The organism is Amycolatopsis sp. NPDC003861, from assembly GCF_053605405.1.
In genome coordinates, this window is sequence record NZ_JBSGJD010000131.1 from 1 (window position 1) to 26,595 (window position 26,595).

The 26,595-nt window shown below is 72.2% G+C and carries 31 protein-coding genes; 16 read left to right on the forward strand and 15 right to left on the reverse strand.

Annotation, left to right across the window (positions count from 1 at the left end; genetic code table 11):
- The 3 genes from ACWEVN_RS28355 to ACWEVN_RS28365 form a co-directional block, all read left to right on the forward strand.
- On the forward strand, nt 1-447 hold a 447-nt coding region (locus tag ACWEVN_RS28355; RefSeq protein ID WP_452053325.1), incomplete at its 5' end, for an SDR family oxidoreductase.
- 34 nt (nt 448-481) lie between these two features.
- The gene (locus ACWEVN_RS28360; RefSeq protein ID WP_452053326.1) at nt 482-1,807 is read left to right on the forward strand and encodes an MFS transporter; all 1,326 of its coding nucleotides are present in this window, start codon (nt 482-484) and stop codon (nt 1,805-1,807) included.
- Between the two features lies 1 nt (nt 1,808).
- Nucleotides 1,809-3,662, forward strand: coding sequence for a helix-turn-helix domain-containing protein (locus ACWEVN_RS28365; RefSeq protein ID WP_452053327.1), 1,854 nt, complete (start codon nt 1,809-1,811; stop codon nt 3,660-3,662).
- Nucleotides 3,663-3,737: 75 nt separating this feature from the next.
- Here the strand turns inward: ACWEVN_RS28365 and ACWEVN_RS28370 are convergent, their stop codons facing one another.
- Entirely contained in the window at nt 3,738-4,928 is a 1,191-nt protein-coding gene (locus ACWEVN_RS28370) for an extracellular catalytic domain type 1 short-chain-length polyhydroxyalkanoate depolymerase (RefSeq protein ID WP_452053328.1), read from the reverse strand.
- A gap of 212 nt (nt 4,929-5,140) precedes the next feature.
- On the opposite strand from ACWEVN_RS28370, the gene ACWEVN_RS28375 reads away from it, so the two are divergent.
- Nucleotides 5,141-6,460 carry a 3-hydroxybutyrate oligomer hydrolase family protein gene (locus tag ACWEVN_RS28375; RefSeq protein ID WP_452053346.1) on the forward strand — a complete coding sequence of 440 codons (1,320 nt, stop codon included), beginning with the start codon at nt 5,141-5,143 and terminating at the stop codon, nt 6,458-6,460.
- Here the strand turns inward: ACWEVN_RS28375 and ACWEVN_RS28380 are convergent.
- Nucleotides 6,444-6,833, reverse strand: a complete 390-nt coding sequence (locus tag ACWEVN_RS28380; protein WP_452053329.1) for a hypothetical protein — start codon at nt 6,831-6,833, stop codon at nt 6,444-6,446. The two genes, ACWEVN_RS28375 and ACWEVN_RS28380, sit on opposite strands and share 17 nt — an antisense overlap.
- 125 nt (nt 6,834-6,958) lie before the next feature.
- On the opposite strand from ACWEVN_RS28380, the gene ACWEVN_RS28385 reads away from it, so the two are divergent.
- Entirely contained in the window at nt 6,959-7,357 is a 399-nt protein-coding gene (locus tag ACWEVN_RS28385) for a hypothetical protein (RefSeq protein WP_452053330.1), read from the forward strand.
- 29 nt (nt 7,358-7,386) lie between these two features.
- Here the strand turns inward: ACWEVN_RS28385 and ACWEVN_RS28390 are convergent, their stop codons facing one another.
- From ACWEVN_RS28390 to ACWEVN_RS28400, 3 genes are read right to left on the reverse strand one after another with little or no spacing between them, the layout of a single operon-like run.
- Nucleotides 7,387-8,367 carry a TolB family protein gene (locus ACWEVN_RS28390; RefSeq protein WP_452053331.1) on the reverse strand — a complete coding sequence of 327 codons (981 nt, stop codon included), beginning with the start codon at nt 8,365-8,367 and terminating at the stop codon, nt 7,387-7,389.
- Entirely contained in the window at nt 8,364-9,611 is a 1,248-nt protein-coding gene (locus ACWEVN_RS28395; RefSeq protein WP_452053332.1) for an MFS transporter, read from the reverse strand. The genes ACWEVN_RS28390 and ACWEVN_RS28395 overlap by 4 nt, the downstream gene beginning before the upstream one ends.
- A gap of 4 nt (nt 9,612-9,615) precedes the next feature.
- Nucleotides 9,616-10,488, reverse strand: a complete 873-nt coding sequence (locus ACWEVN_RS28400) for an alkaline phosphatase family protein (RefSeq protein ID WP_452053333.1) — start codon at nt 10,486-10,488, stop codon at nt 9,616-9,618.
- Nucleotides 10,489-10,710: 222 nt separating this feature from the next.
- Between ACWEVN_RS28400 and ACWEVN_RS28405 the strand changes: the two genes are divergently transcribed.
- The 7 genes from ACWEVN_RS28405 to ACWEVN_RS28435 are packed head-to-tail and all read left to right on the forward strand — an operon-like array spanning nt 10,711 to nt 15,028.
- Complete coding sequence (locus ACWEVN_RS28405; protein WP_452053334.1) at nt 10,711-10,977, forward strand: hypothetical protein; 267 nt, start codon at nt 10,711-10,713, stop codon at nt 10,975-10,977.
- Nucleotides 10,974-11,891: an FAD:protein FMN transferase gene (locus ACWEVN_RS28410; protein WP_452053335.1), complete on the forward strand. Its 918-nt coding sequence runs from the start codon at nt 10,974-10,976 to the stop codon at nt 11,889-11,891. Before ACWEVN_RS28405 ends, ACWEVN_RS28410 begins: the two co-directional genes overlap by 4 nt.
- Nucleotides 11,888-12,439, forward strand: coding sequence for a ferric reductase-like transmembrane domain-containing protein (locus ACWEVN_RS28415; protein ID WP_452053336.1), 552 nt, complete (start codon nt 11,888-11,890; stop codon nt 12,437-12,439). The genes ACWEVN_RS28410 and ACWEVN_RS28415 overlap by 4 nt, the downstream gene beginning before the upstream one ends.
- Nucleotides 12,436-13,557, forward strand: coding sequence for an NADH-ubiquinone oxidoreductase-F iron-sulfur binding region domain-containing protein (locus tag ACWEVN_RS28420; RefSeq protein ID WP_452053337.1), 1,122 nt, complete (start codon nt 12,436-12,438; stop codon nt 13,555-13,557). The genes ACWEVN_RS28415 and ACWEVN_RS28420 overlap by 4 nt, the downstream gene beginning before the upstream one ends.
- Nucleotides 13,554-13,760, forward strand: a complete 207-nt coding sequence (locus ACWEVN_RS28425) for a ferredoxin (RefSeq protein ID WP_452053338.1) — start codon at nt 13,554-13,556, stop codon at nt 13,758-13,760. The genes ACWEVN_RS28420 and ACWEVN_RS28425 overlap by 4 nt, the downstream gene beginning before the upstream one ends.
- A 42-nt stretch (nt 13,761-13,802) precedes the next feature.
- Nucleotides 13,803-14,546: an SIR2 family NAD-dependent protein deacylase gene (locus ACWEVN_RS28430; protein ID WP_452053339.1), complete on the forward strand. Its 744-nt coding sequence runs from the start codon at nt 13,803-13,805 to the stop codon at nt 14,544-14,546.
- Nucleotides 14,543-15,028, forward strand: coding sequence for an N-acetyltransferase family protein (locus ACWEVN_RS28435; protein WP_449684255.1), 486 nt, complete (start codon nt 14,543-14,545; stop codon nt 15,026-15,028). Before ACWEVN_RS28430 ends, ACWEVN_RS28435 begins: the two co-directional genes overlap by 4 nt.
- Here the strand turns inward: ACWEVN_RS28435 and ACWEVN_RS28440 are convergent.
- Nucleotides 15,006-15,557, reverse strand: coding sequence for a YciI family protein (locus ACWEVN_RS28440; RefSeq protein WP_452053340.1), 552 nt, complete (start codon nt 15,555-15,557; stop codon nt 15,006-15,008). The two genes, ACWEVN_RS28435 and ACWEVN_RS28440, sit on opposite strands and share 23 nt — an antisense overlap.
- Before the next feature lie 2 nt (nt 15,558-15,559).
- Nucleotides 15,560-15,931: a MerR family transcriptional regulator gene (locus ACWEVN_RS28445; protein WP_452053341.1), complete on the reverse strand. Its 372-nt coding sequence runs from the start codon at nt 15,929-15,931 to the stop codon at nt 15,560-15,562.
- A 73-nt stretch (nt 15,932-16,004) separates the two neighbouring features.
- On the opposite strand from ACWEVN_RS28445, the gene ACWEVN_RS28450 reads away from it, so the two are divergent.
- On the forward strand, nt 16,005-16,331 hold the full coding sequence (locus ACWEVN_RS28450; RefSeq protein WP_449684252.1) for a hypothetical protein: 327 nt from the start codon (nt 16,005-16,007) through the stop codon (nt 16,329-16,331).
- Here the strand turns inward: ACWEVN_RS28450 and ACWEVN_RS28455 are convergent, their stop codons facing one another.
- The 3 genes from ACWEVN_RS28455 to ACWEVN_RS28465 form a co-directional block, all read right to left on the reverse strand.
- Nucleotides 16,332-16,610: a hypothetical protein gene (locus ACWEVN_RS28455; protein ID WP_449684251.1), complete on the reverse strand. Its 279-nt coding sequence runs from the start codon at nt 16,608-16,610 to the stop codon at nt 16,332-16,334.
- Nucleotides 16,611-16,813: 203 nt separating this feature from the next.
- Nucleotides 16,814-18,457 carry a protein kinase domain-containing protein gene (locus tag ACWEVN_RS28460; RefSeq protein WP_452053342.1) on the reverse strand — a complete coding sequence of 548 codons (1,644 nt, stop codon included), beginning with the start codon at nt 18,455-18,457 and terminating at the stop codon, nt 16,814-16,816.
- 37 nt (nt 18,458-18,494) lie between these two features.
- The gene (locus ACWEVN_RS28465) at nt 18,495-19,460 is read right to left on the reverse strand and encodes an SDR family NAD(P)-dependent oxidoreductase (protein ID WP_452053343.1); all 966 of its coding nucleotides are present in this window, start codon (nt 19,458-19,460) and stop codon (nt 18,495-18,497) included.
- A 106-nt stretch (nt 19,461-19,566) separates the two neighbouring features.
- Here ACWEVN_RS28465 and ACWEVN_RS28470 point away from each other — a divergent pair, with 106 nt between their 5' ends.
- The 3 genes from ACWEVN_RS28470 to ACWEVN_RS28480 all read left to right on the forward strand — a co-directional run bounded on the left by ACWEVN_RS28470 (nt 19,567) and on the right by ACWEVN_RS28480 (nt 21,382).
- A complete protein-coding gene (locus tag ACWEVN_RS28470; protein WP_310971471.1) occupies nt 19,567-20,112 on the forward strand; it encodes a DUF6069 family protein in 546 nt (181 codons plus the stop codon).
- Entirely contained in the window at nt 20,109-20,534 is a 426-nt protein-coding gene (locus ACWEVN_RS28475; RefSeq protein WP_452053344.1) for a nitroreductase/quinone reductase family protein, read from the forward strand. Before ACWEVN_RS28470 ends, ACWEVN_RS28475 begins: the two co-directional genes overlap by 4 nt.
- 74 nt (nt 20,535-20,608) lie before the next feature.
- Complete coding sequence (locus ACWEVN_RS28480) at nt 20,609-21,382, forward strand: hypothetical protein (RefSeq protein ID WP_449684247.1); 774 nt, start codon at nt 20,609-20,611, stop codon at nt 21,380-21,382.
- 40 nt (nt 21,383-21,422) lie between these two features.
- Here ACWEVN_RS28480 and ACWEVN_RS28485 read toward each other — a convergent pair whose 3' ends face one another.
- From ACWEVN_RS28485 to ACWEVN_RS28505, 5 genes are all read right to left on the reverse strand, one after another.
- On the reverse strand, nt 21,423-22,226 hold the full coding sequence (locus ACWEVN_RS28485; protein ID WP_310971473.1) for an ABC transporter permease: 804 nt from the start codon (nt 22,224-22,226) through the stop codon (nt 21,423-21,425).
- Nucleotides 22,223-23,197 (reverse strand): ATP-binding cassette domain-containing protein, encoded by a 975-nt coding sequence (locus ACWEVN_RS28490; RefSeq protein WP_449684245.1) that lies wholly within the window; start codon nt 23,195-23,197, stop codon nt 22,223-22,225. Before ACWEVN_RS28490 ends, ACWEVN_RS28485 begins: the two co-directional genes overlap by 4 nt.
- 63 nt (nt 23,198-23,260) lie before the next feature.
- Nucleotides 23,261-23,776, reverse strand: coding sequence for an OsmC family protein (locus tag ACWEVN_RS28495; protein WP_310971475.1), 516 nt, complete (start codon nt 23,774-23,776; stop codon nt 23,261-23,263).
- Nucleotides 23,777-23,844: 68 nt separating this feature from the next.
- The gene (locus ACWEVN_RS28500) at nt 23,845-26,121 is read right to left on the reverse strand and encodes a M4 family metallopeptidase (RefSeq protein WP_452053345.1); all 2,277 of its coding nucleotides are present in this window, start codon (nt 26,119-26,121) and stop codon (nt 23,845-23,847) included.
- A gap of 323 nt (nt 26,122-26,444) precedes the next feature.
- On the reverse strand, nt 26,445-26,595 hold a 151-nt coding region (locus ACWEVN_RS28505; protein WP_452053347.1), incomplete at its 5' end, for a peptide-methionine (S)-S-oxide reductase.

The following is a 26,595-nucleotide window of genomic DNA, read 5'->3' on the forward strand; positions in this document are numbered from 1 at the left end:
CGCTGGCTGGTGGCGGGCGGCGAGGCGCTGCCCGCCGCCCTGGCCGACCGGGTGGCGGCGGCCCTCGACGTCGAGTTCTACATGTCGAGCGTCCACGGATTGCGCGCCTCGGCCTACAAGGCCGCCTATGTCGCCGCCAAGCACGGGCTCGAAGGGCTTTCGAAAGTCGCCGCTCTCGAAGGCGCCGCACACGGGGTCACCAGCAACTGCGTCAACCCCGGGTACGTCCGCACCCCTCTGGTCGACGGGCAGATCGACGCCCAGGCCGCCGAGCACGACATCCCGCGTGCGGACGTCGTCGCCGAGGTGCTGCTCAAGCGGGCCGCGATCAAGAAGCTCATCGAACCCGAGGACGTCGCTTCCCTGGTCGGGTGGCTGTGCTCGCCGCACGCCGGTCACCTCACCGGGGCGTCCATCCCGCTCGACGGCGGCTGGACCGCCGCCTAGGAACCCGCACAACCACAAGGAAGTGGAGCCCGCAGTGAGCCAACCCCACCGGTCGGCGATCGCCAAGATCGTCGGCGCGAGCCTGATCGGCACCACCATCGAGTGGTACGACTTCTTCCTCTACACCTCGGCCGCCGCCCTCGTCTTCAACAAGCTGTTCTTCCCGACGGCGGACCCGCTCACCGGCACGCTGCTGGCGTTCCTGACCTACGCCGTCGGCTTCCTCGCCCGCCCGATCGGCGGCCTGGTCTTCGGCCACTTCGGCGACCGGCTCGGCCGCAAGAAGCTGCTGATCGTCAGCCTGGTGCTGATGGGTGGCTCGACCTGCCTGATGGGCGTGCTGCCGACGTACGCCACCGCGGGGGTCGCGGCGCCTCTCCTGCTCACGCTGCTGCGGCTCGTCCAGGGCTTCGCGCTCGGCGGCGAGTGGGGCGGGGCCGTCCTGATCGTCTCCGAACACGGTGACGACCGCCGCCGCGGGTTCTGGGCGAGCTGGCCGCAGTGCGGTGCGCCCGGCGGGAACCTGCTGGCCACCGCCGTCCTGGCGATCCTGTCCGCGATGCAGTCGGACGCGGCCTTCCTGTCCTGGGGCTGGCGGGTTCCCTTCCTGCTCTCGGGCGTGCTGCTGCTGATCGGCCTGTGGATCCGGCTGGCCGTCGCCGAGTCGCCGGTGTTCCTAGCCGCCCAGCGGCAGGCCGAGGTGCGCGCCGAAAAGCACGTCCCGGTCGTCGAGGTCTTCCGCAAGAGCTGGCGGCAGGTGCTGATCACGATCGGCGCGCGGATGGCCGAGAACGTCTCCTACTACGTGATCACCGCGTTCATCCTGGTGTACGTCACGACCGGGCTGCACCTGCCGAAGGGCGTCGGCCTGACCGCGGTGCTCATCGGGTCGGCGGTGCACTTCGTGACGATCCCGGTGTGGGGTGCGCTGTCGGACCGGGTCGGCCGCCGCCCGGTCTACCTGTTCGGCGCGATCGGGATGGCCTTCTGGGGCTTCGCGTTCTTCGCGCTGCTCGACACGAAGTCGTCGGCGGTGATCGTGCTGGCCGCGACCGTCGGGCTGGTGCTGCACGGCGCGATGTACGGCCCGCAGGCCGCGTTCTTCGCCGAGCAGTTCCCGACGCGGGTGCGCTACACCGGCCTGTCGGTCGGCGGGCAGCTGTCGTCGATCGCCGCCGGGGCCGTCGCCCCGCTGATCGCCGTCGCGCTGTTCTCCGCCTGGGGCAGCACGGTGCCGGTGTCGCTGTACGTCGCGGCGATGTGCTTGATCACGGTGATCGCGCTGCTGTCCGCCCGCGAAACCCGTGGTGAGTCGCTGCACGACGACGTCGAGGCGGAGAAGGCGGCCGTCTCGCCCTAGCATGACGGCCGTGACCGCACCCTCGGACGCCCTGCGCCGGCTGCTCGACCTGCTCGCCTCCGGGGCGAGCACCGAGCAGCTGGCGCACGTCGTCGTGGCCGCCCGCGCCGAGGGCGCCCTCGGTGCGGCCGACCTGGCCGCGCTGGCCAGCGCGGGCGAGCTGGCCCTGCGGATCCGCGAGACCCTGGCCGAACACCGGCGGCGCGAGGCCCAGCTCACCGCGTTGTTCGAGACCGCGAGCGAGCTCGCCGCGCTGTCCGATCCGGACACCGTGCTGCGCTCGATCGTCCGGCGGGCGCGGGCGCTGCTCGGCGTCGACGTCTCCTACCTTTCGCTGAACGACGAGGCCGAGAACAAGACCTACGTCCGGGTCAGCGACGGGTCGGTGTCGGCCGAGTTCCAGCAGATCGTGCTGGGCATGGGGGAGGGCCTCGGCGGGCTGGTCGCGCAGACCGCGCGGCCGTACGCGACGTCGGACTACTTCAACGACGACCGGTTCAAGCACACGCGGCACATCGACTCCGGCGTCGAAGACGAGGGCCTGACCGCGATCCTCGGTGTCCCGCTGGCGATCGGCCCGAAGGTGCTGGGCGTGCTCTTCGCGTCCGACCGCGCCACCCGGGAGTTCTCCGCCGACGAGGTGGCGCTGCTGTCGTCGCTGGCCGACCACGCGGCGATCGCCCTGGACAGCGCGAACCTCCTCGACCAGACCCGCCGCGCGGTCGCGGAGCTCAACGAGGCCAACGCGACGATGGAACGGGCCGAGGACGCCCACGACCGGCTGACCGACCTGGTGCTGCGCGGGGGCGACCTGCCGGACGTTGCCGACGCGGTCGCGGCCGTGCTGCACGGGAGCCTCACGGTCTACGATGCCGACGGCACGCTCCTGGCGAGCTCGGCGACGCCGGTCGTCCTCGACCCGGACGCACTCGCCGCGGCGCGCACCACCGGGCGTGCGGTGTCCACAAAGGACAACTGGGTGTGCGCGGTGCAGGCGGGCCCGGAACTGCTCGGCAGCCTGGTGCTGGCCGGCCGCGCGGGGTTGAGCGACCCCGACCGGCGGCTGTTCGAACGCGCCGGCGTCGTGACGGCGCTGCTGCTGATGCTGCGGCGATCGGTGGTGCGCGCCGAGGACGAGGTCCGCGGCGAGCTGCTGACCGACCTGCTCACCGCGCCCGGCCGCAATCCCCGGGCGCTGCTGGCCCGCGGCCGCCGCCTGGGCATCGACCTGTCGGCCCCGCACGCGGTCCTGGTCGCCCACGCGGACGGCGGCTCCCGCCGGCGCGTGGCGAGCGCGGCCGCCCGGCACGCGACGCTGGTCGGGGTGCACGCGGAGGAGGTCGTGCTACTGGCGACCGGCGACCCGGACGAGCTGGCCCGCCGCATCGCGGCCGACCTCGGCTCGGCGACCGGCCGCCCGGTCACGGTGGGCGCGGCGGGCCCGGCGAGCGGGCCGTCGGCGATCGCGGAGGCCCACGCGGAGGCGGCCCGCTGCGTCCGGGCACTGCTGGCTTTGGGCCGCAGTGGTGAAGGCGCGGCGATGGCGGGCCTCGGGTTCCTCGGCCAGCTCCTCGGCGACCGCGCGGACCTGGACGCGTTCGTCCGCCAGACGCTCGGGCCGGTCCTGGACTACGACGAGCGCCGCGGCACGGAGCTGGTCGCGACGCTGCGGGCGTATTTCGCGAACGGCGCGCAACTGGCGCGGACGAAGGACGTGCTGCACGTCCACGTGAACACGGTGGTGCAGCGGCTGGAGCGGGTGGCGTCGCTGCTGGGGGAGGATTGGCAGGTGCCGGATCGGGCGCTGGAGATCCAGCTGGCCCTGCGCCTGCACCGGCTCGCCTCGCCGCGGTGACCCCGTTTTCGCCGGTGCTCTCCGATAGCGTGGAAAACGGGGGCTGCTCAGCCGAGCCGAGCGGCCCCCGAAGTCCTAACACTGGCCGTCGGCGAGTACCCAGTAGCCCGGGGATGTCTCCCGCAGGGCGTGGATCGTGAAGGTGTTCCACAGGCCCATGGCCTGGTTCGAACCGTTCGCGTACGTCTGGCCGCCGCTCTGGTGCGCGCGGCCCGCCTGCGTGTGGGCGTAGTTGCTGGCGCTCACACACGTTCCCGGCTGAGCGATGGTGGTGGTGGTCGACGTCGTGGGCGGCGGCGTGCTCGATCCGTTGTCCAGCCCGAAGAACACGCCCGTGTAGTAACTGGAACAGATTCCCGCCAGGAAGTACGCGCCGGTGCTGCCGCACTGGGCCGGGCCGGTTCCCGGGTCGACCGCGGTGCCGTGGCCCATTCCCGCGATCGAGTACAGCTGCACCTTGTCCGCGTACGTCGTCAGCGTCGTGCCGCCCGGCAGGGACTGCGTGCTTGTCGGCGTCTGCGCGACACCGTGCACCGCCGTCCACTGGTCGCGCAATTCGGTGCCGTTGACCGGGGCGACCGTGTAGTCGCCCGTGCCCTGCCAGATCGCGACGCGCGGCCACGGCCCGCCGTAACCCGGGTACTGCGCCTTGACCTTCGCCGCCCACTGGGCCGGGGTCAGGTGCTGGTCGTTCTGCTGGCAGCTCGACGTCTGCGTGATGCTGGTGGCGCACTGCGCGGGCAAACCCGCGTTGATCCCACCTCCGGCGAAGACGTCCGGATACGCGGCCAGCAGGTCGGCCGCCATCCCGCCGCCCGCCGACAAGCCGGTGACGAAGACGCGCGCGGTATCCGAGCCGTGGTCGGCGACCGCCTTGTCCACCATGGACTTGATCGACGCCGCTTCGCCCTTTCCGCGCGTGTCGTCGGCCGGGTCGAACCAGGTGAAGCACTTCAGCGAGTTGTTCGCCGTGGACGTCTGCGGGAACACGACCTCGAACCGCCAGCGGTCGGCCAGCTCCGGCCAGCCCGAATGGGCGTGGTAGTCCGCGGCGCTCTGCGTGCAGCCGTGCAGGGCGACGACCACCGGTCGGCCGGTCCCGAGGCCGGCGGGGGTGTAGGTGTACATCGCCAGGTTGCCGGGATTGGCGCCGAAGTTCGGCACCTGGACCAGGGACGACGGCGGCGGGTCGGCGGCGGCCACCCCGACGGTGGCGAGCGCGGCGGCGGTGATCGCGGCGAGGCCGGCGAAAGCGAGCTTGCGCATGGTGGGCTCCTTCTCGTCGTTGAGAGGGTCCCCAGCGACGCTAAGGCGGCCCCGCGGTTCGGACCATGTGTCCGCCCACCACATCGGCTCGCCGATTCATGGTGACCGGCGGGATGGCTCGCGGCCGCGGCACGCGCTTGGCTGGGGACCTCGAAGACCGGAGGTGAACCGTGCGGGGTTGGCTGGTTTGGGTTCTGGCGGGCGCGCTCGCGGTGGCGCTGCCCGCGCCGGCGTCGGCTTCGGCCGGGCGGCGCTGCTCGGCCACCGTGCCGGGCGCGCAACAGCAGGTCGCCGCCTGCCTGGACGACCTGACGACGACCGGCACGCTCGCGTCCGGGCACACCGTCGAGGCGGACTGGGCCGGGCTGACGTCGGCGGGGCTGCCGACCTTCGGCGCGGTACCCGGCGTGCAGGTCGACGGCTACTTCCCGGACACCTCCACGGCGAACACCAACCACGGCTGGAACCACGACGCCCAGTTCGTGCTCCGGCTGCCGGACCGGTGGAACGGCGGCCTGGTCGTCTCCGGCTCGCCCGGCGTCCGCCGCCAGTACGCGAACGACCGCGCGATCGGCGACCAGGCGCTCGCGGAAGGCTACGCCTTCGCCGCGACCGACAAGGGCAACACCGGCGCCGCGTTCTTCACCGACGGCGACCGGCCGGGGGACGCGCTGGCCGAGTGGAACTCGCGCGTCACGCAGCTGACGCTGGCCGCCCGCGCCGCCGCGGCCCGGCACTACGGCCGTCCGGTGGCCAAGACCCTCGCGGCCGGGCTGTCCAACGGCGGCTACCTCGTGCGGTGGCAGCTGGAGAACCGGCCGTGGCTCTACGACGGCGGCGTCGACTGGGAAGGGACGCTGTGGCGGGCCGACGGGCCGAACCTGCTCACGTTCCTGCCGCCGGCCCTGCGCGCGTACCCGGCCTACGCGGCGGGATCGGCAGCGGCCCACCAGTCCATTTTGGACGCCGGATTCGCACCGGGGTCGGAGTTCCTGTGGGACTACCACTACCGCGTCTACTGGGACCTGACCCAGCGGATCTACCGCGAAGAGGTCGACCCCTCGTTCGACGGCCCGCTCGAGGCCGGTACCCCGTTCTGCGCCTCGGGAACGCCGTCGTGCGACGCCGACTACGCGTATGCGTCCCGGCCGCGGTCCGTGGCCCGGGCGGTCGAGCGGATCTCGCTGACCGGCCGGATCGGCAAGCCGCTGCTGACCCTGCACGGAACGCTCGACACGCTGCTGCCGATCACCCGCGACTCCGACGTCTACGACCGGATGATCCGCGATTCCGGGCGCGGGGCGCTGCACCGGTACTACCGGATCGAAGGCGGCAACCACGTCGACGGGCTGGTCGACGCCTACCCGGACCGGCTGCGCCCGCTGGGCCCGTGCTTCCGGACGGCGTTCGACGCCCTCGGCGGCTGGCTGCGCGGCGTGCGCCCGCCGGCCTCGGCGACGATCGCCCTCCCCGCCGACGCGACCCCGGCGGAGCTGGCGACGGCGTGCGACCTGGTCAGCCGCCCTCGATGATCACCAGCGCCGGCTTGCCGCCGATGCCGTCGGCGGACGCGGAGATCCGGTCGCGGCCGGGGATGGTGTAGGCGACCAGGACCGGCCGCTTGTCCGCGACATCGGCGACATCGGCGGCGTAGGTGGAGGAGCCGGCCGCCGCGCGGATGTCCCCGCTCCAGTCGCCGAACCAGCGCGCGCCGGGCCCGCATTTCCGCTGTTTGCGGCGGCGGTGGACACGAATCGTGCAAAAATGCGGTGAACCGGATCGAACCCGCGTCCGTACTACTGGGTGAGGGGCGCGGTCTACCTGCCGGGGAACCACGCCGAGCTGCAGTTTTACCGTCCGGACGGCCGACCCCGTTCGGCCGCTTGCGGGAGCGTCGACCGTCATTCATGATGGGCTGCGGGGTCCGCGAAAATTCGTCGAAGTCGAATATCCAGGTGTCGGCCATGCTGCGGAAGAACCGTCCGTCCGGAAGTGAACGTCATGCTCCTACCTGTGCCCGGGGCCGCCTGATGGCCGTCGACCTGCCGGGCCTCGCGATCGTCGCCGGGCTGCTCCTGCCGGCCTTCGCCGCGGCGGCCTGGGCGATCAGCCTGGAACGCCTGCGGCCGGGCCGTCCCCCGGCCGCCGCCGACCCCGAGCCGGACTTCACCGTGGCCGGGATCCAGTCACGGCTGCGGCGCGAGCACGCCACCCGGCGGCTGGCCGAAGCGGGCACGGTGGCCCTGCCGACGCTGCCGATCCCCGCGCAGACCCGCCGCGAACCCGCGCTGACCCGGCTGCCGTCCCGCGTGGCCGGCATCCTCCCGCCCCCGGCGACCGCAGGGGCCCCGGCGCCGCGGTTCGCCTTCGCGCCCCCGGACACGGACCTGATGCGCCGCATCCTCGACGGGCTGCGCAAACTGGACTAACCGTGGCCGCACCCGGAAGGCACCGGCGATCACGGTCCCAGCGCCGCCGGTGACTCGGCGTCCGGGATGAGCAGCCGGGGCGCGCCCGAGCCGTCGGCGGGGACCGACCAGACGTCCGCGTGGCCCGGGCCGCGGGGCAGGCCGTAGCCGATCGTGTGGTCGTCGAGCCAGGCCGGCTGGTCGTCGACGCTGCGGGTCTCGGCCAGCGGCGTCACCTCGGAGGCCGCGAGGTCCAGCACCGACAGCCGCCAGCCGTGGGCCGGGTCACCGTCCACTGCGGACTTGAACGCCACCCGCGTCCCATCGGGGGACAGCGACGGGCACTCGACGTTCTCACGCAGCGTGCGGATCGTGTGCGCGGCGAAGTCGCCCGCGACCAGGTAGCGGCGGCCGGCCGTCGACATCGTCGCGTAGAAGTGGCGGTCGTCGCGGGTGAACGTGACGCCCCAGAAGTTGAGGTCGGCCGCCTGGTACGGCTCGCCGTCGAGGGTCACCGCGTAGTCTTCTAGGGTGCCCGCGAGGTCGCCGGTCGCTGTGTCGAGGATCCCGGCGCGGGTGGAGAACATCCCGCCGTTGTAGGAGTCGCCGGTGACGAACACCGTCCACGCGAGCATCCGGCCGCTCGCCGACACCCGCGCCCGGTTCGGCAGCCCGACCAGCGGGATCTCCCGCTGCACCGCCAGCCCCCGATCGAGGACGGCCAGCTGGTAGGTGGTCAGGTCGCCGTCCTGGCGCAGGCAGAGCCCGGTGCCGCCGGCGGCGTACACCCGCGCGCACGACAGCGGCGACACCGTCCGCGGGCCGCCGGGATCGGTGGCGGACACGGTGGCGACGTGCCCGCGGTCGGCGTCGGCGGTGCTGCGGAACAGCAGCCGCGGACCGGGGGCGAGGCTGACCGCGCCGGTCGCGGTGACGTCATGGCCGCGCGCGCTCGCGAACCCGACGTACGCGACCGCGGCCCCGGCGAGCACGAGCACGCCGACGACCGCGATGAGGATCCGCGTCTTCACGCCTCCACCTTCCGCAGTACCGCGAAGGTCGCGGCGATCGCGACCACCGCCCCGCCCGCCGCGACGGCGATCGCGCGATCGGCGCCCCAGAACTGCCAGGCGAGTCCGAATAGGACGGACGAGGCGAAGTACGCCAGCGCCTGCGCGGTCTGGACCATTGAGATCCCCGTGGTGCGCAACGACTCCGGCAGCAGCGGACCGGCGAGGGCCATGAGGACGCCGTCGGTCGCCGCGTAGAACACGCCGTACAACGCGAGCGACAGCGCGAACAGCGGCCAGCCGGACACCGGCCCGGCCAGCAGCAGGTAGACCAGCGCGAGCGCGCCGTACCCGCCGAGCACCACCGGCAGCCGCCCGACCCGGTCGGCGAGCGCGCCCAGCGGCGCGGCGAGCAGCAGGTAGCTGAGGTTCGTGCCGACGGCGAGCAGCGGGAACCAGCCGGTGGCGATGTCCTCCTTGTGCTGCAGCAGCAGGTAGACGAACCCGTCGCCGACCGTGGCCAGCCCGAGCACGCACGCGGCCACCAGCAGCCGCCGCACGCCGCGGCCGCGCAGCAACGCGGCCGCCGCCCGCGGCGAGACCGGCGTCGCGGTGGCGTTCGGCGTCCGGCGGTCGCGGACGAACAGCACCAGCAGCAGCACGCCGATCGCGGCGATGCAGAAGCTGACGACGAACACGGCGTCGAACGCCTCGGGGTCGGCCGCGCCGACGGCCGCCAGCACGCCGAGCGCGACCAGCGGCCCGGCGAACGCGCCCATGCTGTCCATCGCGCGGTGCACGCCGAACGCCCGCCCGAGCAGCGGTTCCGGGGCCGACAGTGTGATCACCGCGTCCCGCGGGGCGGTCCGCAGGCCCTTGCCGGTGCGGTCGAGCGTGATCACCGCGCCGATCGCCGTCGCCGACGACCCGGCCACGAGCAGGCCGAGCTTCATCACCGCGGACAGCGCGTAGCCGGCGCCGGCCACGACCTTGCGCCGCCGGACTCGGTCGGCGACGTACCCGCCGACGATCCGCAGCAGCGCCGTCGCGCCGGTGTAGAGGCCGTCGACCAGGCCGTACGCGGCGGGGCTCAGGTGCAGGCCGAGGACCAGGTACACCGGCAGGACCGCGGTGACCATCTCGGAGGAGACGTCGGTGACGAGGCTGACCGCACCCAGCGCGAAGACGTTCGCGCCGACCGCCGAGAGCTTGCGCCGGGACACCGTCCCGGCGTGCTCCCGGCGACCGATCGTGGACAGGTACACCCGGTTACTGCCAGACGTCGAGGATCGGCGACTTGCTCGCGGCGTTGCCGATGCCGGGCAGGCCGTAGGCCGCCTCGATGGTGCGCAGCACGGTGTAGTGGTTGATGGATTCGCTGTAGCTGCCGACCTTCACGTTGGCGCCGGTGAACGTCGTGAAGATCTGGTTGACCGACGTGCCGCTGTCCTCGTCGAAGGTGGTGATCAGCAGGCTGTTGTGCGTCTTGGCCCACTGGGCGTAGGCGTCGAGGTTCTTTTTCAGCCAGGTGTCGCCGGTGCCGACGGAGCAGTCGTGCATGTCGCTGCACATGTCGGGGGTCACGAAGGCGACGGTCGGCAGCTGGGTGAAGTCCGACGGGAAGCCCGAGAACCGGAGGTTGCTCGCGGCGGGGACGTTGGAGAAGTCGACCCAGCTGTTGTGCTTGCGGCGGTAGGTGCCGCTGGAGCAGCCGGTGTAGCCGTCCGAAGGCATGGCTTCGGAGTAGCCCTTGAAGGTCTTGCCCGCGTCGATCAGCTGACGGCCGAGGTTGGCCTTCGCACCGAGGTTGGCCGGGCAGCTGTCGTCGGTGACGCCCTGCGTCGCTCCGGAGAAGAGGGCGACGTAGTTGGGCTGGCTCGGGTGGGTGATCGCGAAGGAGTTCGTGAACTTCGCGCTCTGCGAGGCGAGGGTGTTGAAGTAGGGCGCGCTGGAACTGCCGTTGATCGAGGAGTACTTCTTGTTCTCGAACATGACGAGGACGATGTGGTCGAACGCCGGCACGGCCGCGGCGGCCGGCCGGACGGCGGCCGGCTCGCCGGATCCGGTGCCGGCGGCGGTGACCGCTCCGGCGGTGACCAGGGCGGCCGCGGCGAACGCAGCGAAGATCCGCTTGCGGATCATGGGTCCTCCAGCACTGAGGGGGTGGGCGCCTCATGGTGCCCACGGCAGGGGACCGGTTCGTGAGGTGCTGTGGTCCGGTTCGTGAACACCAGGAAACCTCCGGCGGACAACGGAAAGAGTGGGTGAATGGCTTTCCGGTGTCAACCGCCTTTGGTTGGTGCGCCAGGGCTTTGACAGGTCGTTCCCAGCTCGTTCAAAGGAACGGCGCCGACACTCGGTGCCATGGAACCCACCACCCCGGCCGGACCCGCCCGCCGCGAGCAGGGACGCCGCAAGGCCGCGCTGGCCACGGCGGCCGCCGCGGTACTGGGCGCGGCCGCCGCATGCGCCATCGGCTTCGGCCTCTCGACGGCTTCGGCCACGACCTCGGATTCGACCTCCACCTCCGATTCCACCGGCTCGACCGGCTCCCAGGACCAGCTCCAGGCGCCTGACAGCGGCTTGAGCAGCGGATCCGGCCACGCGCACACCGGTTCGGGGGCGTCATGACGACGGCGTTCCCGGCCCTGGGCACGACGGCCGAGTTGATCGTCACCGATCCCACCCGGCTGGGGGAGGCGGTCGCCCTGTTGCGCGAAGAACTGGCGGCGCTCGATCTGGCGTGCAGCCGGTTCCGGCCGGACTCGGAGATCTCGCGGCTGCACGAGGTGGCCGGGCGGGAGGTCCGCGTGGGGCCGCTGCTGGCGGAGGCGCTGGAGGTGGCGTTGCGCGCGGCGCGGTTGACCGACGGACTGGTCGACCCGACGGTGGGGGCGGCGGTGTGCGCGCTGGGCTACGACCGCGACTTCGCTTCGATTGCCGCTGACCGGAACACCGCGACACCGGCGGCTCCCGCGCCCGGCTGGCACCGGATCCTCTTCGACCCCGCCCGGCGGCTCGTCGTCCTCCCGCGGGGCGTGCACCTCGACCTCGGTGCGACCGCCAAGGCCTTCGCCGCCGACCGGGCCGCCCGGCGGATCCACACCACCACCGGCTGCGGAACGCTGGTGAACCTCGGCGGCGACCTGCGCGCCGCCGGGCCCCCGCCCGACGGCGGCTGGCAGATCGCGCTCGGCGACGACCACGCGGACGCCGTCACCCGGCCGGCCGCCACCGTCGCCCTCCACCGTGACGGCGCGCTCGCCACCTCGGGCACCACCCGGCGGCGCTGGCGCCACGGCGGCCGGACCGTGCACCACATCGTCGACCCGCGCACCGGCGACATGCCCGAAGCGCGCTGGCGCACCGTCACCGTCGCCGCGAAGTCCACTGTGGACGCCAACACCGCGAGCACGGCGGCGATCGTCCTCGGCGGCGCCGCACCCGGCTGGCTCGAGCGGCGGAACCTCCCCGCGCGGCTGGCCGGCGTCGACGGCGACGTCGTCACGACCCCCGGCTGGCCCGCGGAACGGGCGGCGGCATGAGCTCCGCGGTGTGGTACTTCAGCCGCGCGACCGGGCTCGTCTCGCTCGTGCTCTTCACCGGCGTCGTCGTCCTCGGCGCGCTCGGCGCCGGCCGGTTCGCCACGCGCGAATGGCCGCGGTTCGCCGTCGCCGCCGTACACCGGAACCTGGCGCTGACCAGCCTGGCGTTCCTCGCGGCGCACATCGCGTCGGCCATCCTCGACGGCTACGTCTCGCTCGGCTGGCTCGACGTCGTCGTTCCGTTCGGCGCGGGTTACCAGCCGCTGTGGGTCGGGCTCGGCGCCGTCGCGATCGACCTGCTGCTCGCGATCGTCGTCACCAGCCTGCTGCGCGCCCGGTTGCCGGCGCGGGCCTGGCGGGCCGTGCACTGGCTGGCCTACCTGTGCTGGCCCGTCGCGCTGGTGCACGGGTTCGGCATGGCCGAAGCCGACGCCGCCTACGGCTGGATCGTCGCGCTCGACGTCCTGTGCGTGCTGGCCGTGCTCGCTTCGGCCGGCTACCGCGCGACCCACGCCCGCAAGTTCGCTGCCCTGGGAGGCACCCGATGAGCATCCTGCCCCCGCACCGGCTCGACCTGGCCGGCCACCGGCGCCGCAACGGCGTCGTGCCGTGGGTCGCCTACCACGGCGACGACGGCCGCGACCGGCTGATCGCCGCCGTCGAAGCGGCGGACCTGCGCGGCCGCGGCGGCGCGGGCTTCCCGACGGCGGTGAAGCTGCGCGCGGCCCGGTCGAACCGCTCGGTCGTCGTCGCGAACGGGTGCGAAGGCGACCCGCTCAGCCGCAAAGACGTCGTGCTGCTCACGCTTTCGCCGCACCTCGTGCTCGACGGCCTGCAGCTCGCCGCCCACGCGACCGGCGCCGTCGAGGCCGTGCTCTGCGTGCACGCGGGCAGCCCGGCACTGCCGAGCGTCGCCGCGGCGCTCGCCGAACGCGAAGACCGGGTGCCGGTGCGGGTCGCGGAGGTCCCGCGCCGCTACGTCGCCAGCGAAGAGACCGCGCTCGTCCGGTACCTGACGTCGGGGGACGCGCGGCCGCTGGGAAAGCGGCCCCGGCCCGCCGAACGCGGCGTGCGCGGGCGGCCCACCCTGGTGTCCAATGTGGAGACACTGGCGCAGCTGGCGTCGGTGGTCCTGCTGGGGCCGCACCACTATCGCGCGTCCCGCACCGAGCTCGTCACGGTGACCGGCGCGGTCCGGCGGCCCGGCGTCGTGGAGGTGGCCGAGGGGACGTCCCTGGCTGGCGTGCTGGCCGCGGCGGGCGGCGAAGCGGAGCCGGTGCAGGCGGTGCTCGCCGGCGGAACGTGGACCGCGGACCTCGGCGCCGGCCTGTCCGGGATCGCCGCGGTCTACGCCCTCCCCGCGCGTGACTGCGGGCTGGAGTACACGGCGAAGGTGCTGGCGTTCCTGGCGGCGGAGTCGGCCCTCCAGTGCGGGCCGTGCACGTTCGGTCTGCCGTCGATCGCGGCGGACTTCGCGGAACTGGTCCGCGGTGGCCCGGCGACGGCCCGGCTGGCCCGCCGCCTCCCGTTGCTGACCGGCCGCGGCGCGTGCGCCCACCCGGACGGTGCGGCGCGGCTCGCGGCGAGCGCGTTGGCGATCTTCGACGCCGACGTCCGCACCCACCAGGCCGGCGGCCGGTGCCGGATCCCGGCGGGTGTCGCATGAAGGTGACAGTGGACCCGATCGGGTGCAGCGCGCACGGGTTGTGCGCGGACCTCCTGCCGGAACTGGTGCGCCTCGACGAGTGGGGCTATCCGGTGGTGGCGCCGGGCCCGGTGCCGGTGGAACTGGTGGCCGAGGCCCGGCGCGCGGCCGCGGCGTGCCCGGCGCTGGCGTTGCGGCTGCGGAAGGACCGAGAGACGCGATAATCCGTTCGTGCCGCCGTCTGCGAGCCGTTAGCCTCCGGCACCATGGACGGCAAGCTCATCGACCGGGTCCGCGGGGCCCGGCGGGTCGCCGCGCTGACCGGCGCGGGCATCTCCACCGCGTCCGGGATTCCCGACTACCGCGGCCCCGAAGGCGTCTGGACGCGCACGCCGAGCGCCGTGACCGCCTTCACCCTCGAGAACTTCATGGCCGACGCCGGCGTGCGCCGCGAATTCTGGCGCACGTACCGGGGACACGCCGCGTGGCGCGCCGAGCCGAACGCCGCCCACCGCGCGCTGGCGGAACTCGACAGCGCGGGCGTCGCCGTCCGGGTGCTCACGCAGAACGTCGACGGCCTGCACCAGCGGGCCGGGCTCGCCGAGCGCAAGGTTCTCGAGCTGCACGGCAGCATGCGCACCACGCGGTGCACCGGCTGCGCGGCCGGGTTCCCGACCGCCGATGTCCTCGAAGCGGGCGACGACGACCCGTCGTGCCCGCACTGCGGCGGCATCCTCAAGCCCGACGTCGTCCTTTTCGGACAGTTGCTCGACGGCGAAGTCCTCGGGCACGCGCGGAACATCGCAGCGGCGAGCGGCCTGTTCTTCGCGATCGGCAGCACGCTGCAGGTGGAGCCGGCGGCGTCGCTGTGCACGGTCGCCGTGCGGGCCGGGGCGGCGCTGGTCGTCGTCAACCGCGACCCGACGCCGTACGACGACGATGCCGCGTTCGTGCTGCGGGACGACATCGAGGCCGTCGTCCCGGAACTCTGCGAGGTGGTGCGGCCGTGATCCGCGAAGCCCGCGCCGAGGACTGGCCCGCGATCTGGCCGATCATCCACGACGTCGTCACCGAGCGGCAGACGTTCCCGTACGACCCGGCGATGACCGAGCGCGACGCCCGGGAGATGTGGCTGCGCGACCCGCCGGCCCGCGTGGTCGTCGCCCTCGACGGCGACCGGGTGACCGGCACGGCGAACATGTACGCCAACCGGCCGGGGCCGGGCAGCCACGTCGCCTCCGGCAGCCTGATGGTGGCGAAGGACGCACGCGGCACGGGGGTCGGACGGGCGCTCACGACGGATCTGATCGCTTGGGCCCGGCGGAGCGGGTTCGCGGCGATCCAGTTCAACGCGGTCGTCGACGTGAACGTGGCCGCGGTCCGGCTGTACGAGAGCTTGGGGTTCGTGACGCTCGGAACGGCGCCCGGAGCCTTCCGCCACCCGGTCGCCGGGGACGTCGGGCTCCGCATCATGTGGCTGGACCTGCGGTGACCCTGCCGCCGAACCGCCAGGTGTGCACCTCGATGGCGGCGTACCGGTCCTCGGTGAGGACGGCGCGGGCCGCGGCGGGGGCGGCCGCTCTGACCAGTGCGGCGGTGCCGAGCCAGGTGACGCCGTCGTCGGACAGGAGCGGTCCGTAGGCGATGAGGTCGGGCCCGTCCGGGCGCTCGGTGTCGGCGGGTGGGCCTTCGGCGAGGCCGAGGACCAGGTAGCCGGACGGCTCGCCGGGCGACTCCCACATGGTGGTGCCCAGCGTGTTGCGCCACCGGCGCAGCAGGACGTCCCGGTAACCGCCGGCCTGGTAGGTGGGCTCGTCGAAGGCGAACGCGCGGGCGGCGGCCGGGTCCGGCAGATCGAGGACGTGCACACTGCCGGTCGGGATGCCGTCGGCGGCCAGGGTCGGGCCGCGGGCGATCATCCGGTCGGCGAACTGGTCCAGGTACGACCAGTGCGCTTCCAGCGTCGCCTGCCGCAGCGCCGAAGACCCGGGGCGGTCGCGGTGGTAGCAGAAGAACTCCACGGTCAGGCGCCGCCGATCAGGCGGCAGCAGCCCGCCCGGCAGTCCGCCAGGCTCTCCGCCGCCTTGGCGCGGACGCGGTGCAGTGCGGCGATCCGCTCGTCCAGCCGGGCGACGACCGCCTCCAGGCGCCAGCGCTCCGTCTCGCAGGTGGCGTCGCCGGTGTCGTGGGCGCGCAGGGCGTCGGACACCTCGTCGAGGGTGAAACCCAGGTCCTGCAACGCTTTCGCCGAACGGATGCGGTCGGCCGCCGAGACGGGGAACACCCGGTAGCCGCTGGGGCGCCGGGCCGCCTCCGGCAGCACGCCGCGGCGTTCGTAGAAGCGGACCGTGTCCACGCTCACCCCGGCTGCCCGGGCCACCTCGCCGATCTTCACGGACTTCTCCCTTGACTCTGGAGTCAACTCCAGACTCTAGGCTCGAACCGTCCTTATCGACAAGGAGGCTGACATGGAGATCCCGCCGGCGTCGACGCCGATCGCCTGCGACATGACGGATGCCCGCGACACGCCCGCGGAGCGGCTGGCCGAATACCGCAGGCTGTTCGCCGAGGCCCTCGCCGTCCGGGAACGGACCGCCGTCGGCATCCGGTTCCGGTTCCGCGCGGAGCCGGGCGTCGAGGCGTGGGTCCGTGACCTCGCCGCCCGGGAGAAGGCGTGCTGTCCGTTCTTCGGCTTCGACGTCGCCGTCGAAGACGGGCAGGTGTGCTGGGACGTCGCCGTGCCCGATACCGAAGCCGCCAAAGCGGTGCTCGAGGACTTCTACGCCCTCGCTTGATCAATCGGATTCCGGCAGTTCTTCGGCGAGGATGGTGTCGATCTTCCGGCTCGCGGTCCGCAGTTTCGCCACGCCCGCGAGGAGCAGCACGAACGCGGTGGCGGGCACCGCCAGCAGCGCGGGCGGCCACCCGAGCGCGAAGACGGCACCGGCGCACAACAGGGCGGTGATCAGGAAAACTGCCCGCCCGGCGACCCGCGGCCACGCGGGACCCGGCTTGGCGTGCCGGCCGCTCGGTGTGCGGAAAACCGGCCGCGCGAGGGCAGCGTGGACACTCATCCAGACCTCCGGGGAATGCTCGTCGAACCGGCCGGGAGGGGATTCCCGGCGGCGGCACCGTGGAGTGAGTCGGCCCGGAGCGGCCTTCGGTTACCTGCCGTTATTGGTTCGAGTCCCAATTCACGGAATCGAATTACCGGCCATTCCCGACCGTTTTCGGCACTAGGGCCGTTGGACCCGGATCCGCGCGCCGGAGGTCCCGCTCACGAGTCGTGGCCGGGCCCCTTGCCCTTGGCCTTGCCGGGCGGCTCGATCTTCGGGGGCTTGCCGGGTGGCTTCGCCGGCTCCTCGGGCGGGCTGTCGTGCGTCACGGCGGCGGGTTCGAGCGACGCGGCTTCGCTGGTGCCGGGCTGCGTGCCGGAGCCGCCGGGTTCGGCGGGCCGCGACGTGCCCGGGGCGGACGTCCCGGATTCGGCGAGCGGGGTGGAGGACGAGGGGGTGACGGAAGGGGCGGGAGAGTTCGCGGCGGGCGGCTGCGCGGGCGAACCGGACCCGGTTTCGTGCTGGGCGAGAAGCACAGCGGCAACGGCAGCAACGGCGGCAACGCTCAGCCCGGCCACGGCGGCCAGGCGCCGCCGCCCCGGGGCTTCGGCCGGGCGGGAGGCGAAGTGCGTCAGGGCCTCGGCGAGCCGATGAGGTTCGCCGGGGGTGGTGGCCTCGCGCCCGGCTGTGCCGAGGTCGCCTCGCGCCGGGCTGAAGCCTGCAGCCGCCTCGCGCTCCGCGGCGCCCAGTTCGCCTCGCGCCGGGCCGAGGGCCGTCGCCTCGTGCCCCGCGGCGCCCAGCTCGCCCCGTGCCGGGCTGAAAGCCTCCGTCACGTCGGGGGATCCCACAGCAACTGCCGCGGCCGGGCGGCGGCGCCAGCGGGGGCTGCGCTGCGTCCTGCTCCACGGCAACGTCGGCGGGGGCGCGTGCAGCATGTCCAGCACCTTGGCCGCCGTCGGGCGGTCGGCGGGCTCTCGCTGGGTCATCCGGCGCAGCGTGTACGCCAACGTTGCCGGTGCGTCCTCCGGGATGCGGGGTGGTCTCGTCAGCCGGGCCATGGCCGCCTCGACCATGGTGCCCGGGTACTCCCGTTGGCCCGTCAGGCATTCCAGGAGGATCAAGCCCAGCGCGTACACGTCCGCCGGCGGGCCGGCCGGCTCGCCCGAGACCTGCTCCGGCGCCAGGTACGCCGCCGTGCCCGGGATCAGGCCCGTGCCCGTGATGTGCGTCGTGTCGAGGGCGTGGGCGATGCCGAAGTCGCCGATCAGGGGACCGTCCGCGGACAGGAACACGTTGGCCGGCTTGAGGTCGCGGTGCACGATGCGCCGTGCGTGGACGTGGGCCAGTGCCTCGGCGAGCCCGTCCGCCAGCGCCGTCACGTCCGCCGCCGGCAGGGGGCCGCCCAGCAGGCGCTCGGCGAGGTTCTCGCCCTCGACGAGCTGCATCACCAGGTACGTCCGGCCGTTCTCGGTGCCGCTGTCCAGCAGCGCCACCACGCCCGGGTGGCTGATGCTGCCCTGGATCGTCATCTCGCGCAGCCGGCGCCGCTGGTCGAGCGCCACCGCGTCGCGGTCGTAGATCTTGACGGCGACCTCGCGGGTCAGCCGGACGTCGTAGGCCCGGTACACGCGGGCCGTGCCGCCGCTGCCGATCAGCCTGCCGACTTCGTAACGCCCGCCCAGCAGACCGGGCGGCCGCTCGCCGTCGAGGGCGCTGCGCGGGGTGATGGTGAATTCACCGACCGCGTAACGGCCACACGTGACCTCGGCCCCGTCGTCAGTCGGCGGGCGCCCCGTTCTCCCGGCTTCGTCGGCCACGGGCGCCAGGTACCCCGGCCCCGTGACCGGCAAACGTCGGAAGATCACGACGAAGGTATCGTCCGGGGACCCGCCGGCGTGACAGTCAGGCCCGCGCGAACGCGTCCACGCCCGTGAGCTGCGCCGACAGCGTCCACAGGCGCGCGGCCTGCTCGCGGTCGACGGCGTACCGGCGGACACCCGAAGCCGCGAGGCCCTCGGCGTCCTCCGGCGCGAGCTCGGCGACGTCGCAGTCCTCCAGGTACAGCCCGCCGAGCCCGGCCAGCTGCGGCGAGGTCGCCGCCCAGACCGTCGTCGCCGCGCCCTGCTCGGGCGTCTTGAACTCCATCAGGTGGTTCCCGGCCTCGTCGATCCAGCCGCGTTCGATCATCTCCGCCCGCGGCAGGTGCCGCTGCAGCGGCGTCATGATGCCGCCCGGGTGCAGCGCGAACGCGTGGACGCCCTTCTCGGCGCCCAGCTGGTCGAGCTGCACCGCGAACAGCACGTTCGCGGTCTTGGCCTGCCCGTAGGCCTGCCACTTCTCGTAGCCGGTTTCGAACTGGACGTCGTCCCAGCGGATCGGCGAGTAGTGGTGGCCGCGCGAGGACAGCGAGACCACGCGGGCGCCTTCGGCGATCGCCGGCCACAGCCGGTTGACCAGCGCGAAGTGGCCGAGGTGGTTGGTGGCGAACTGGGCTTCCCAGCCCGGCCCGACCCGGGTCTCCGGGCAGGCCATGATGCCGGCGTTGGCGATGAAGAGGTCGATCTCCCGCCCGGACGCCAGGAACCGGTCGGCGAACGCGCGGACGCTCTCGAGGTCGCCCAGGTCCAGCTCGCCGACCTCGGTGTTTTCGATTCCGGCAAGCGCTTCGCCGGCGGTCTCGCGGCGGCGGGCCGGGACGACGACGTGGGCGCCGGCGCCGGTCAGCGCGCGGGTGGTTTCGAGGCCGATCCCCGAGTACCCGCCGGTGACGACGGCGAGCTTCCCGGTGAGGTCGGCGCCTGCGACGGCTTCGGCGGCCGTGGTGGTGGCGCCGAAGCCCGAACCGATCTTGTGCTGTGCGGTGGTCATGGCTCCGACGCTACGAGCTGGAGTGCGCTCCAGCGCAAATCGCGGCCGGGGCCGAATCGGGGGACAATCGGGAGCGGAGGCACTGCCGAGGCGAGGGAAGGCCGTGATGTCCGAGTACTACGGGAACCAGCCGCAGGACGTCCGCCCGGGGATCGACGCGCGCCGGCTGTGGGCGGGCGGTGTCGCGACGGCGGTGGTCGCGGCCCTGCTCGCGGTCGTCGGGCTGCTGATCGCCCGCGGGATCTTCGAGGTCGAAGTGCTCGCCCCAAAAGGCGAGGGCGTCTGGGGCAACGCGAGCACCACGACGTACGCGCTGGTCGCCGCCGCGGTGGCCCTGCTCGCCACCGGGCTGATGCACCTGCTGAGCGTGGCGACGCCGGCACCGTCCCAGTTCTTCGGCTGGATCATGGTGCTGGTGACGTTGATCGCAGTGGTGCTGCCGCTGACCCTGACGGTCGCACCGAGCGCGAAGATCGCCACGGCGGTGATCAACCTGGTGATCGGCCTGGTGATCGCCGCGGTGGTGAACAGCATGGCGGCCAGCGCCCGCACGCTGCACCGGCGCCGCAGCCAGCAGAGCGCCGCGCCGCCACCGCCGACCCGGCAGCAGTGGACCCAGCAGGACCCGCCGACCCGGTACTACGACCGGTGACCGTCGTGGACATCGCGGAGACCAACCGCCGGGTGATCGAGCAGTTCCGCGCGGGCGGCGAGGTCGAGGGCATGCACCGCGAGCGCCTGGTGCTGCTCACGACGACGGGCCGTACCTCGGGGGAGCCGTACACGGTCCCGATGATGGTCCACCGCGACGGCGACCGGTGGCTGGTGGTGGCGTCCAACATCGGCGCGCCCCGGCACCCGGACTGGTACCTCAACCTCGAGGCGGACCCGCGGGTGCACGTCGAGGTTGACGGGCGGGAGTTCGACGCCGAGGCGCTGCCGCTGCTCGGGGCGGACTACGTGCGGACGTGGACGGAGCTGGAGAAGGAGTATCCGTTTTTCGCGGATCACCAGGCGAAGGCGCGGCAGGCCAAGCGGGTGATCCCGATCGTGGAGCTGTCCGAAGAGGGCTGACGCGCGGCGGAGGTCGTGAATGGAGGGCCCTGGGTCTTCGCGATCTTCGCTGCTCTGTCGTAGGCTTCGCCCTTGTGAAAATTTCGTTCGCCAACGTCGCGGCCTCCATCACGGTCACCGGAATCGTTGCGCAGGTAGCAGCCTACGTGGCCGCATCAGGCTACTACGCCAATTTCAACATCACTCCTGACCAAATCGGCATAACGCCACTGAATGCACTGCAGAAGCTGGTCAGAACCGGCCTGCTGTCCGCCTCGTTCGTCATGATCGTGGCCTTGCTGTCCCTGGGTTCGTTCGCCGTGCTCCAACGGTGGTGGTACCGAAGACCCGCGGGCAGTTCGGAGGTCCGGGATCTGCTCGTCGAGCAGGGATTGGAAATGCGAAGAACGTGGCGGCGTGGCGGACTTTACGTGGTCCGACCCGCCATCAGCCGGTCCGCTGCCCGGCTCACCTGGAATCTGATCCTGTGCGCCTACATCGGCCTTGTCGTGGTCGGGATACCGACGATCGCGCACGGTCTGGGCAGCTCCGCCGGTTCCCGGGCGAAAGAGACCGCAAGTGCAGGCGTGGCACGAGTGGATCCCACAACGGGAGCCAAGCTGAGCGTCTATGCCAACACAGCCTCCAGCAACCCGGTCTGGCAGGACCTCAACCCGCCATTGTGCGCCTATCATTGGGTCAAGAACGAGGAATATCCGAATTGGTTCTTCGTCAAGGGCGATCTGGGCGGGAGAACAAGAGTGGGATTGCTGATCGGGATGAACGGCGGGCTCACCTTCATCTACGACCGCGACGAGGGGCACCTGCTCGTCGTCCCGTCGAGTCAGGTGCAGATGTCGATACTGTAGGACGCTGCGACCCTGAAGCGTCCTCACGGACAGCCGGCACCTACTTGCTCGCCACCCGGCGGTACCGGGCCGTCGCCAGCGGGGCGAAGATCGCGATGATCGCCACGCAGCACAGGATCGAGTACAGGGCCGCGTTCTCCGCCGGCCAGCCCGTCTGCGGGGCACCGAACTTGTTCCCGAACAGGTCCCGGGTCGCGTTGATCACCGCCGTGAACGGGTTCCAGTCCGCGATCGCCTTCAGGAACGCCGGGAGCGTGTCGGTCGGGACGAACGCCGAGGAGATGAAGCTCAGCGGGAACATCCAGATCAGGCCCGCGCTCTGCGCCACCTCGACGCTGCGCGCGGCCAGGCCGATCAGCGCGCCGACCCAGGACAGCGCCCACGCGAACATCAGCATCACCAGGTAGCCGAGCAGCGCGTCCCAGAAGCTGCCGCGGATCCGCCAGCCCACCAGCAGTCCGCACAGCGACATCACGACCAGCGCCACCACGCTGACCACCAGGTCCGACGTCGTGCGGCCGAGGACCACCGCGACGCGGGACATCGGCAGCGACCGGAACCGGTCGATGATGCCCTTCTGCAGGTCGTTGGCGAACCCGATGACCGTGAACGCCGAGTTGAACGCCACCGTCTGGGCGAAGATCCCGGCGATCAGGAACTCGCGGTACGCCGCGCCGCCCGCTTCGCCGCCGATCGCGTTGCCGAAGACGTAGGCGAACAAGAGCACGAACATGATCGGCTGCAGCGTCGCCGCCATCAGCCAGTCCGGGTTGCGGCGGACGTTCATCAGGTTGCGCCAGGTGACGATGCCGCCGTCGGAAATGCCTTTTGCGAGCGCGTTCACTTCGCCGCCTCCTCAGCCGAAGCACCGTGGCCGGTCAGGGACAGGAAGACGTCGTCCAGGGTCGGGCGGTGCAAGCCGACGTCCTGGACCGTGATGCCGTGGGAGTCGAGCCGCCGCAACGCCTCGATCAGCGCCTTCGGCCCGGTGTCGACCAGGATCTCGGCCCGCCGGGTGTGGTCGTCGCCGGACGGTTCACCCGTGCCGACCTCGCGCAGGACGTCCAGCGTCACCGGCAGGTCCGCGGCCGAGGCGACGACCAGCTCCAGGCGCTCGCCGCCGATCTGGGCCTTCAGCTCGTCCGCCGTGCCGCGCGCGATCACCCGGCCGTGGTCGATCACCACGATCGAGTCGGCGAGCTGGTCGGCCTCTTCGAGGTATTGGGTGGTCAGCAGCACGGTCGTGCCGTCGGCCACGAGCTCCTTGATGACGGCCCAGGTGTCGAGGCGCCCGCCCGGGTCGAGGCCGGTGGTCGGCTCGTCCAGGACGACGACGGTCGGCTCCGCGACCAGCGCGCCGGCCAGGTCGAGCCGGCGGCGCATGCCCCCGGAGTAGCCCTTCGCCGGCCGGTCGGCGGCCTCTTCGAGCCGGAACCGCGTCAGCAGCTCGCGGGCGCGGGTCCGGGCCGCGGCCTTCTTCCGGCCGTAGAGGCGCCCGACCATGTAGAGGTTCTCGAACCCGGTGAGGTTCTCGTCGACGGCCGCGTACTGGCCGGACAGCCCGATCCGCCGCCGCACCTCGTCCGGCTCGGCCAGCACGTCGTACCCGGCCACGTGCGCGGACCCCGAGTCCGGGCGCAGCAGCGTGGTCAGGATGCGCACGGTGGTGGTCTTCCCGGCGCCGTTCGGGCCGAGCAGGCCGAGCACCTGCCCGGCCGGGATGTCGAGGTCGACGCCGTCGAGCGCGCGCGTCGAACCGTAGGTCTTCACGAGCCCGCGTACCCGGACGGCGACGTCCGGTCCCGGCTGCGGCATGGTGGCTCCCCCTTCAGGTGACCCCGACAAGCTAGGCCACCTTGCCCGATTTGTCCTCCGGGTTTATCCCTGAGCCGCCGAAAGCGTGACGGCGAACTCCGGCGGTGTCCGCAGCGACTGGAAGACGACGCAGTAGCGCTCGGTCAGCTTCTTGAGCGTCGCCAGTTCGTCCTCGCCGGCGTCGGTGTCCAGGTCGAACGAGAGCCGGATGGCGCGGAAGCCCACCGGAGCGTCCTTCGCGACGGCCAGCGTGCCGCGGAAGTCGAGGTCGCCCTCGGCCCGGACGCGCCCGCCGCGGACCTCGAGGCCCAGCGACGTCGCGACGGCCCGCAGCGTCACGCCCGCGCAGGCGACGAGCGCTTCGAGCAGCATGTCCCCCGAACAGGCGAGGGTGCCGTCGCCGCCGGTAGCAGGGTGCAGGCCCGCTTCCACGACCGCGCGGCCAGTCTCGACCTTGCACGAGATGCCGAGGCCGTCCAGCTCGGCGTCGGCGTGGAGCGTCACGAGCGCGCTCTCCGGCTGCTCGCGGTACTTGTCCTTCAGCGGGGCCTGGGTCGCGCGCAGCTCTTCGGTGTCCATGCGCCGATTCTGCTCCGGAAAACACTGAAGCGGGGAGACCGTGGTCTCCCCGCTTCAGTGGTTCAGCTTCAGCTCAGCGTCACGGCCACGTCGTCGATGACGAACGAGGTCTGCAGCGAGCTGTCCTCGGTGCCGGTGAACTTCAGCGCGAGGGTGCCGCCGGCCGCCGACGAGACGTCGATGGTCTTGAGCGCGTACCCGGACGCCTTGTTCAGGTTGGAGTAGCTGCCCAGCGTCGTGCTGCCGTTGGTGACGGTCAGCTTGTCGTAGGCGGTGGAGGAGGTCGTCTCCGCGGTGTCGATGTGCAGGTAGAACGTCAGGCTGGCGTGGCAGCCCGCCGGGATGCTCACCGACTGCGCGATCGACTCGGTGTGCGTGGTGCCGTAGCCGTCCAGCCAGGACGAGTACGTGCCACCGTGGGCGGCCTGGCCCTGCGAGCCCCACTGGCCGATGGAGCCGGTGGTGCCGGTCCAGCTGGTCGCGCCGGATTCGAAGCCGCCGTTGGCGATCTTCTGGCCGGAGCAGCCGCCGGTGGTGCCGACCGTCCACGAGAACGACGCCGTGCCGGTCTTGTTGGCCGCGTCCTTCGCCGTCACCGTGACGTTCGAGGTGCCCGCGGTGGTCGCGGTGCCCGAGATCGTGCCGGTGGAGGCGTTGATCGACAGGCCGGCCGGCAGGCCGGTGGCCGACCAGGTGTACGGCGCGGTGCCGCCGGAAGCCGACAGCGGCAGGTTCACCGAAGCGCCGGTCACGGTGGACTGGTTGCCGGGGTTGGACACGGTGACGGTGCCGGTCGCCGAGCAGGTCGGGTCGGCCGACTGCGCCGGCACGCTGATCGCGTCCCACGCCGCCTTGACGGTGTTGAACTCGGTGCAGCTGCCCGGGAACAGGTTCTTCGCCGCGGTCAGCGTCCAGGTGCGGTACTTCAGGTACGAGCTGCTGGAGGTCTTGAGCAGCATCGCGTTGTAGAAGATCTTCACCGCGGTCTGCACGCCGAGGCCGGTGACGGTGGAGCTGTTGCACGTGCTGCTGGTCGGCTGCCCGTTGGTCGGGTTCGTGCCCTCGGCCAGCAGGTAGAACCAGTGGTTGCCGGGGCCGGCGGCCGCGTGCACCTCACCGTTGGGAACGCTGCTGTCGTAGCAGTTCTTGTCGCCCAGCGCCGACGGGTTGTACATGTTGCGGATCGGGCCGGAGCCGACCAGGTTGACCTGCTCGCCGACGAGGAAGTCCGGCTGGTCGTAGGGAGCGGGCTCGTTCGCGAACCACTCGGTCGCCGCGCCGAAGACGTCCGCGACGAACTCCTGGGTGCCCGCACCGGAGATGCCACCCGGGGTGTGGTCGTCGATGCCGTGGCCGTGCTCGTGCGCGACGACGTCGATCGAGCCGATCCAGCCGCCGGCGGTGTTCTTGCCGATCTGGACCTGGCTGCCGTCGTAGTAGGCGTTCTGGTCGTTGAGGCCGACGCGGATCGGCCAGCCGCCGCCGTTGCCGTCGAAGCTGTTGCGGCCCAGCCACTGCGAGAGCATCTTGTTCTCGGTCTGGGCGGCGAACAGCGCGTCGACGCAGCCGGTCTCCCGGTTGCTGGCGGTGCCGTTGCCCCAGAGGTCGTCCGGCCCACTGAAGGTGGTGTTGTTGGCCGCGTCCTGGCAGGACGTGTTGGTGATCGTGGGGTCCTTCAGCGAGTACGTGCTGCCCGAGTGCGTGGTGTCGAGGTGCACCGGGTTCGGGCCGTTCCACGCGCTGGTGCCGTCACCGTTGAGGACGTGCTCCTGCGTCTTGAGCACCTTGCCGGTGGTGGCGTCGACGATGACGTCGAGCCGGCTCGGGCCTTCGGCGTCGCGGCCGACGACGGTGCTCTTCCACGCCAGCGCCGGCGTGCCGAGCGCGTAGACGACCTGCTGCGCGGGGCTGACGCTGTCCACCGCGGACAGCTGCTGCCGCGCGGTCGCCTCGGCCGCGGCCTGGGAGACCTTCGCCGTCGTGGTGGCGAGGTCGATCGTCTGGTCCTGCGCGACGGAGGTGCCGAGCACCTGGCCCGTCGAGTCGGTGGCGACCACGAAGTCGCCACCCACCACGGCCAGGCCCTTGTAGCTGCGCTCGTACGGGATGTACTTCAGGCCGTTGGTGGCGGAAATCGCCTTCTGGGCCAGGAAAACGTCGTCCGCGCTCGCGTGCAGCGCGGCGGGCCTGCTCGCCACGAGCCCGGCCGCCGCCGACACGGCCAGGGTCTGGGCGTCCGGGACGGCGTTCGGGGTGACGGGCTGGGCCTGGGCGGTGGTGGTCGTGCACACCGCGGCGATGAGGGCGCCGCTCGCGGCCAAGACGAATGGACGTCTCAGTTGCATCGAAGGATCTCCTCCGGGCAGGGCGAACCGGCCCGGGGTCGAGCCGGGCCGAGAACGGGGACGACGGGGAAAAATGGTGCGGCTTAGCGGAAATCAGCATCCGGTGTGAAAGCGCCGTGAACAAGCGACGAACGTAGGAGTCTTATCGGCAAGTCGCAATACATCCTAAAAAGGACATTTGACATCTTTGGGATCGGGCTCGGCGGCTGTCCACTTAGGACCAATCGAAGATCACCGCCGTTCGGACGATCTTCACTGCGTCCGACATGACGAAGGGCCCCTCCGCCGGTGATCGGCGAAGGGGCCCTTCGGTGCTACTGGCGTCAGGCGGTCTTCTCACGCTTCGGGAGCTTCCAGCCCGGGCGCACGAAGTGGCACGTGTACCCGTTCGGGATGCGCTGCAGGTAGTCCTGGTGCTCCGGCTCGGCCTCCCAGAAGTCACCCACCGGGGCGACCTCGGTGACGACCTTACCC

Bases quoted from the DNA above. Each gene is read 5' to 3' on its own strand.
- ACWEVN_RS28365 (WP_452053327.1), top strand. From the start codon at position 1,809: ATGACGGCCGTGACCGCACCCTCGGACGCCCTGCGCCGGCTGCTCGAC.
- ACWEVN_RS28370 (WP_452053328.1), bottom strand. From the start codon at position 4,928: ATGCGCAAGCTCGCTTTCGCCGGCCTCGCCGCGATCACCGCCGCCGCG.
- ACWEVN_RS28380 (WP_452053329.1), bottom strand. From the start codon at position 6,833: ATGACGGTCGACGCTCCCGCAAGCGGCCGAACGGGGTCGGCCGTCCGG.
- ACWEVN_RS28385 (WP_452053330.1), top strand. From the start codon at position 6,959: ATGGCCGTCGACCTGCCGGGCCTCGCGATCGTCGCCGGGCTGCTCCTG.
- ACWEVN_RS28400 (WP_452053333.1), bottom strand. From the start codon at position 10,488: ATGATCCGCAAGCGGATCTTCGCTGCGTTCGCCGCGGCCGCCCTGGTC.
- ACWEVN_RS28405 (WP_452053334.1), top strand. From the start codon at position 10,711: ATGGAACCCACCACCCCGGCCGGACCCGCCCGCCGCGAGCAGGGACGC.
- ACWEVN_RS28410 (WP_452053335.1), top strand. From the start codon at position 10,974: ATGACGACGGCGTTCCCGGCCCTGGGCACGACGGCCGAGTTGATCGTC.
- ACWEVN_RS28415 (WP_452053336.1), top strand. From the start codon at position 11,888: ATGAGCTCCGCGGTGTGGTACTTCAGCCGCGCGACCGGGCTCGTCTCG.
- ACWEVN_RS28420 (WP_452053337.1), top strand. From the start codon at position 12,436: ATGAGCATCCTGCCCCCGCACCGGCTCGACCTGGCCGGCCACCGGCGC.
- ACWEVN_RS28425 (WP_452053338.1), top strand. From the start codon at position 13,554: ATGAAGGTGACAGTGGACCCGATCGGGTGCAGCGCGCACGGGTTGTGC.
- ACWEVN_RS28430 (WP_452053339.1), top strand. From the start codon at position 13,803: ATGGACGGCAAGCTCATCGACCGGGTCCGCGGGGCCCGGCGGGTCGCC.
- ACWEVN_RS28450 (WP_449684252.1), top strand. From the start codon at position 16,005: ATGGAGATCCCGCCGGCGTCGACGCCGATCGCCTGCGACATGACGGAT.
- ACWEVN_RS28455 (WP_449684251.1), bottom strand. From the start codon at position 16,610: ATGAGTGTCCACGCTGCCCTCGCGCGGCCGGTTTTCCGCACACCGAGC.
- ACWEVN_RS28465 (WP_452053343.1), bottom strand. From the start codon at position 19,460: ATGACCACCGCACAGCACAAGATCGGTTCGGGCTTCGGCGCCACCACC.
- ACWEVN_RS28470 (WP_310971471.1), top strand. From the start codon at position 19,567: ATGTCCGAGTACTACGGGAACCAGCCGCAGGACGTCCGCCCGGGGATC.
- ACWEVN_RS28490 (WP_449684245.1), bottom strand. From the start codon at position 23,197: ATGCCGCAGCCGGGACCGGACGTCGCCGTCCGGGTACGCGGGCTCGTG.
- ACWEVN_RS28495 (WP_310971475.1), bottom strand. From the start codon at position 23,776: ATGGACACCGAAGAGCTGCGCGCGACCCAGGCCCCGCTGAAGGACAAG.
- ACWEVN_RS28500 (WP_452053345.1), bottom strand. From the start codon at position 26,121: ATGCAACTGAGACGTCCATTCGTCTTGGCCGCGAGCGGCGCCCTCATC.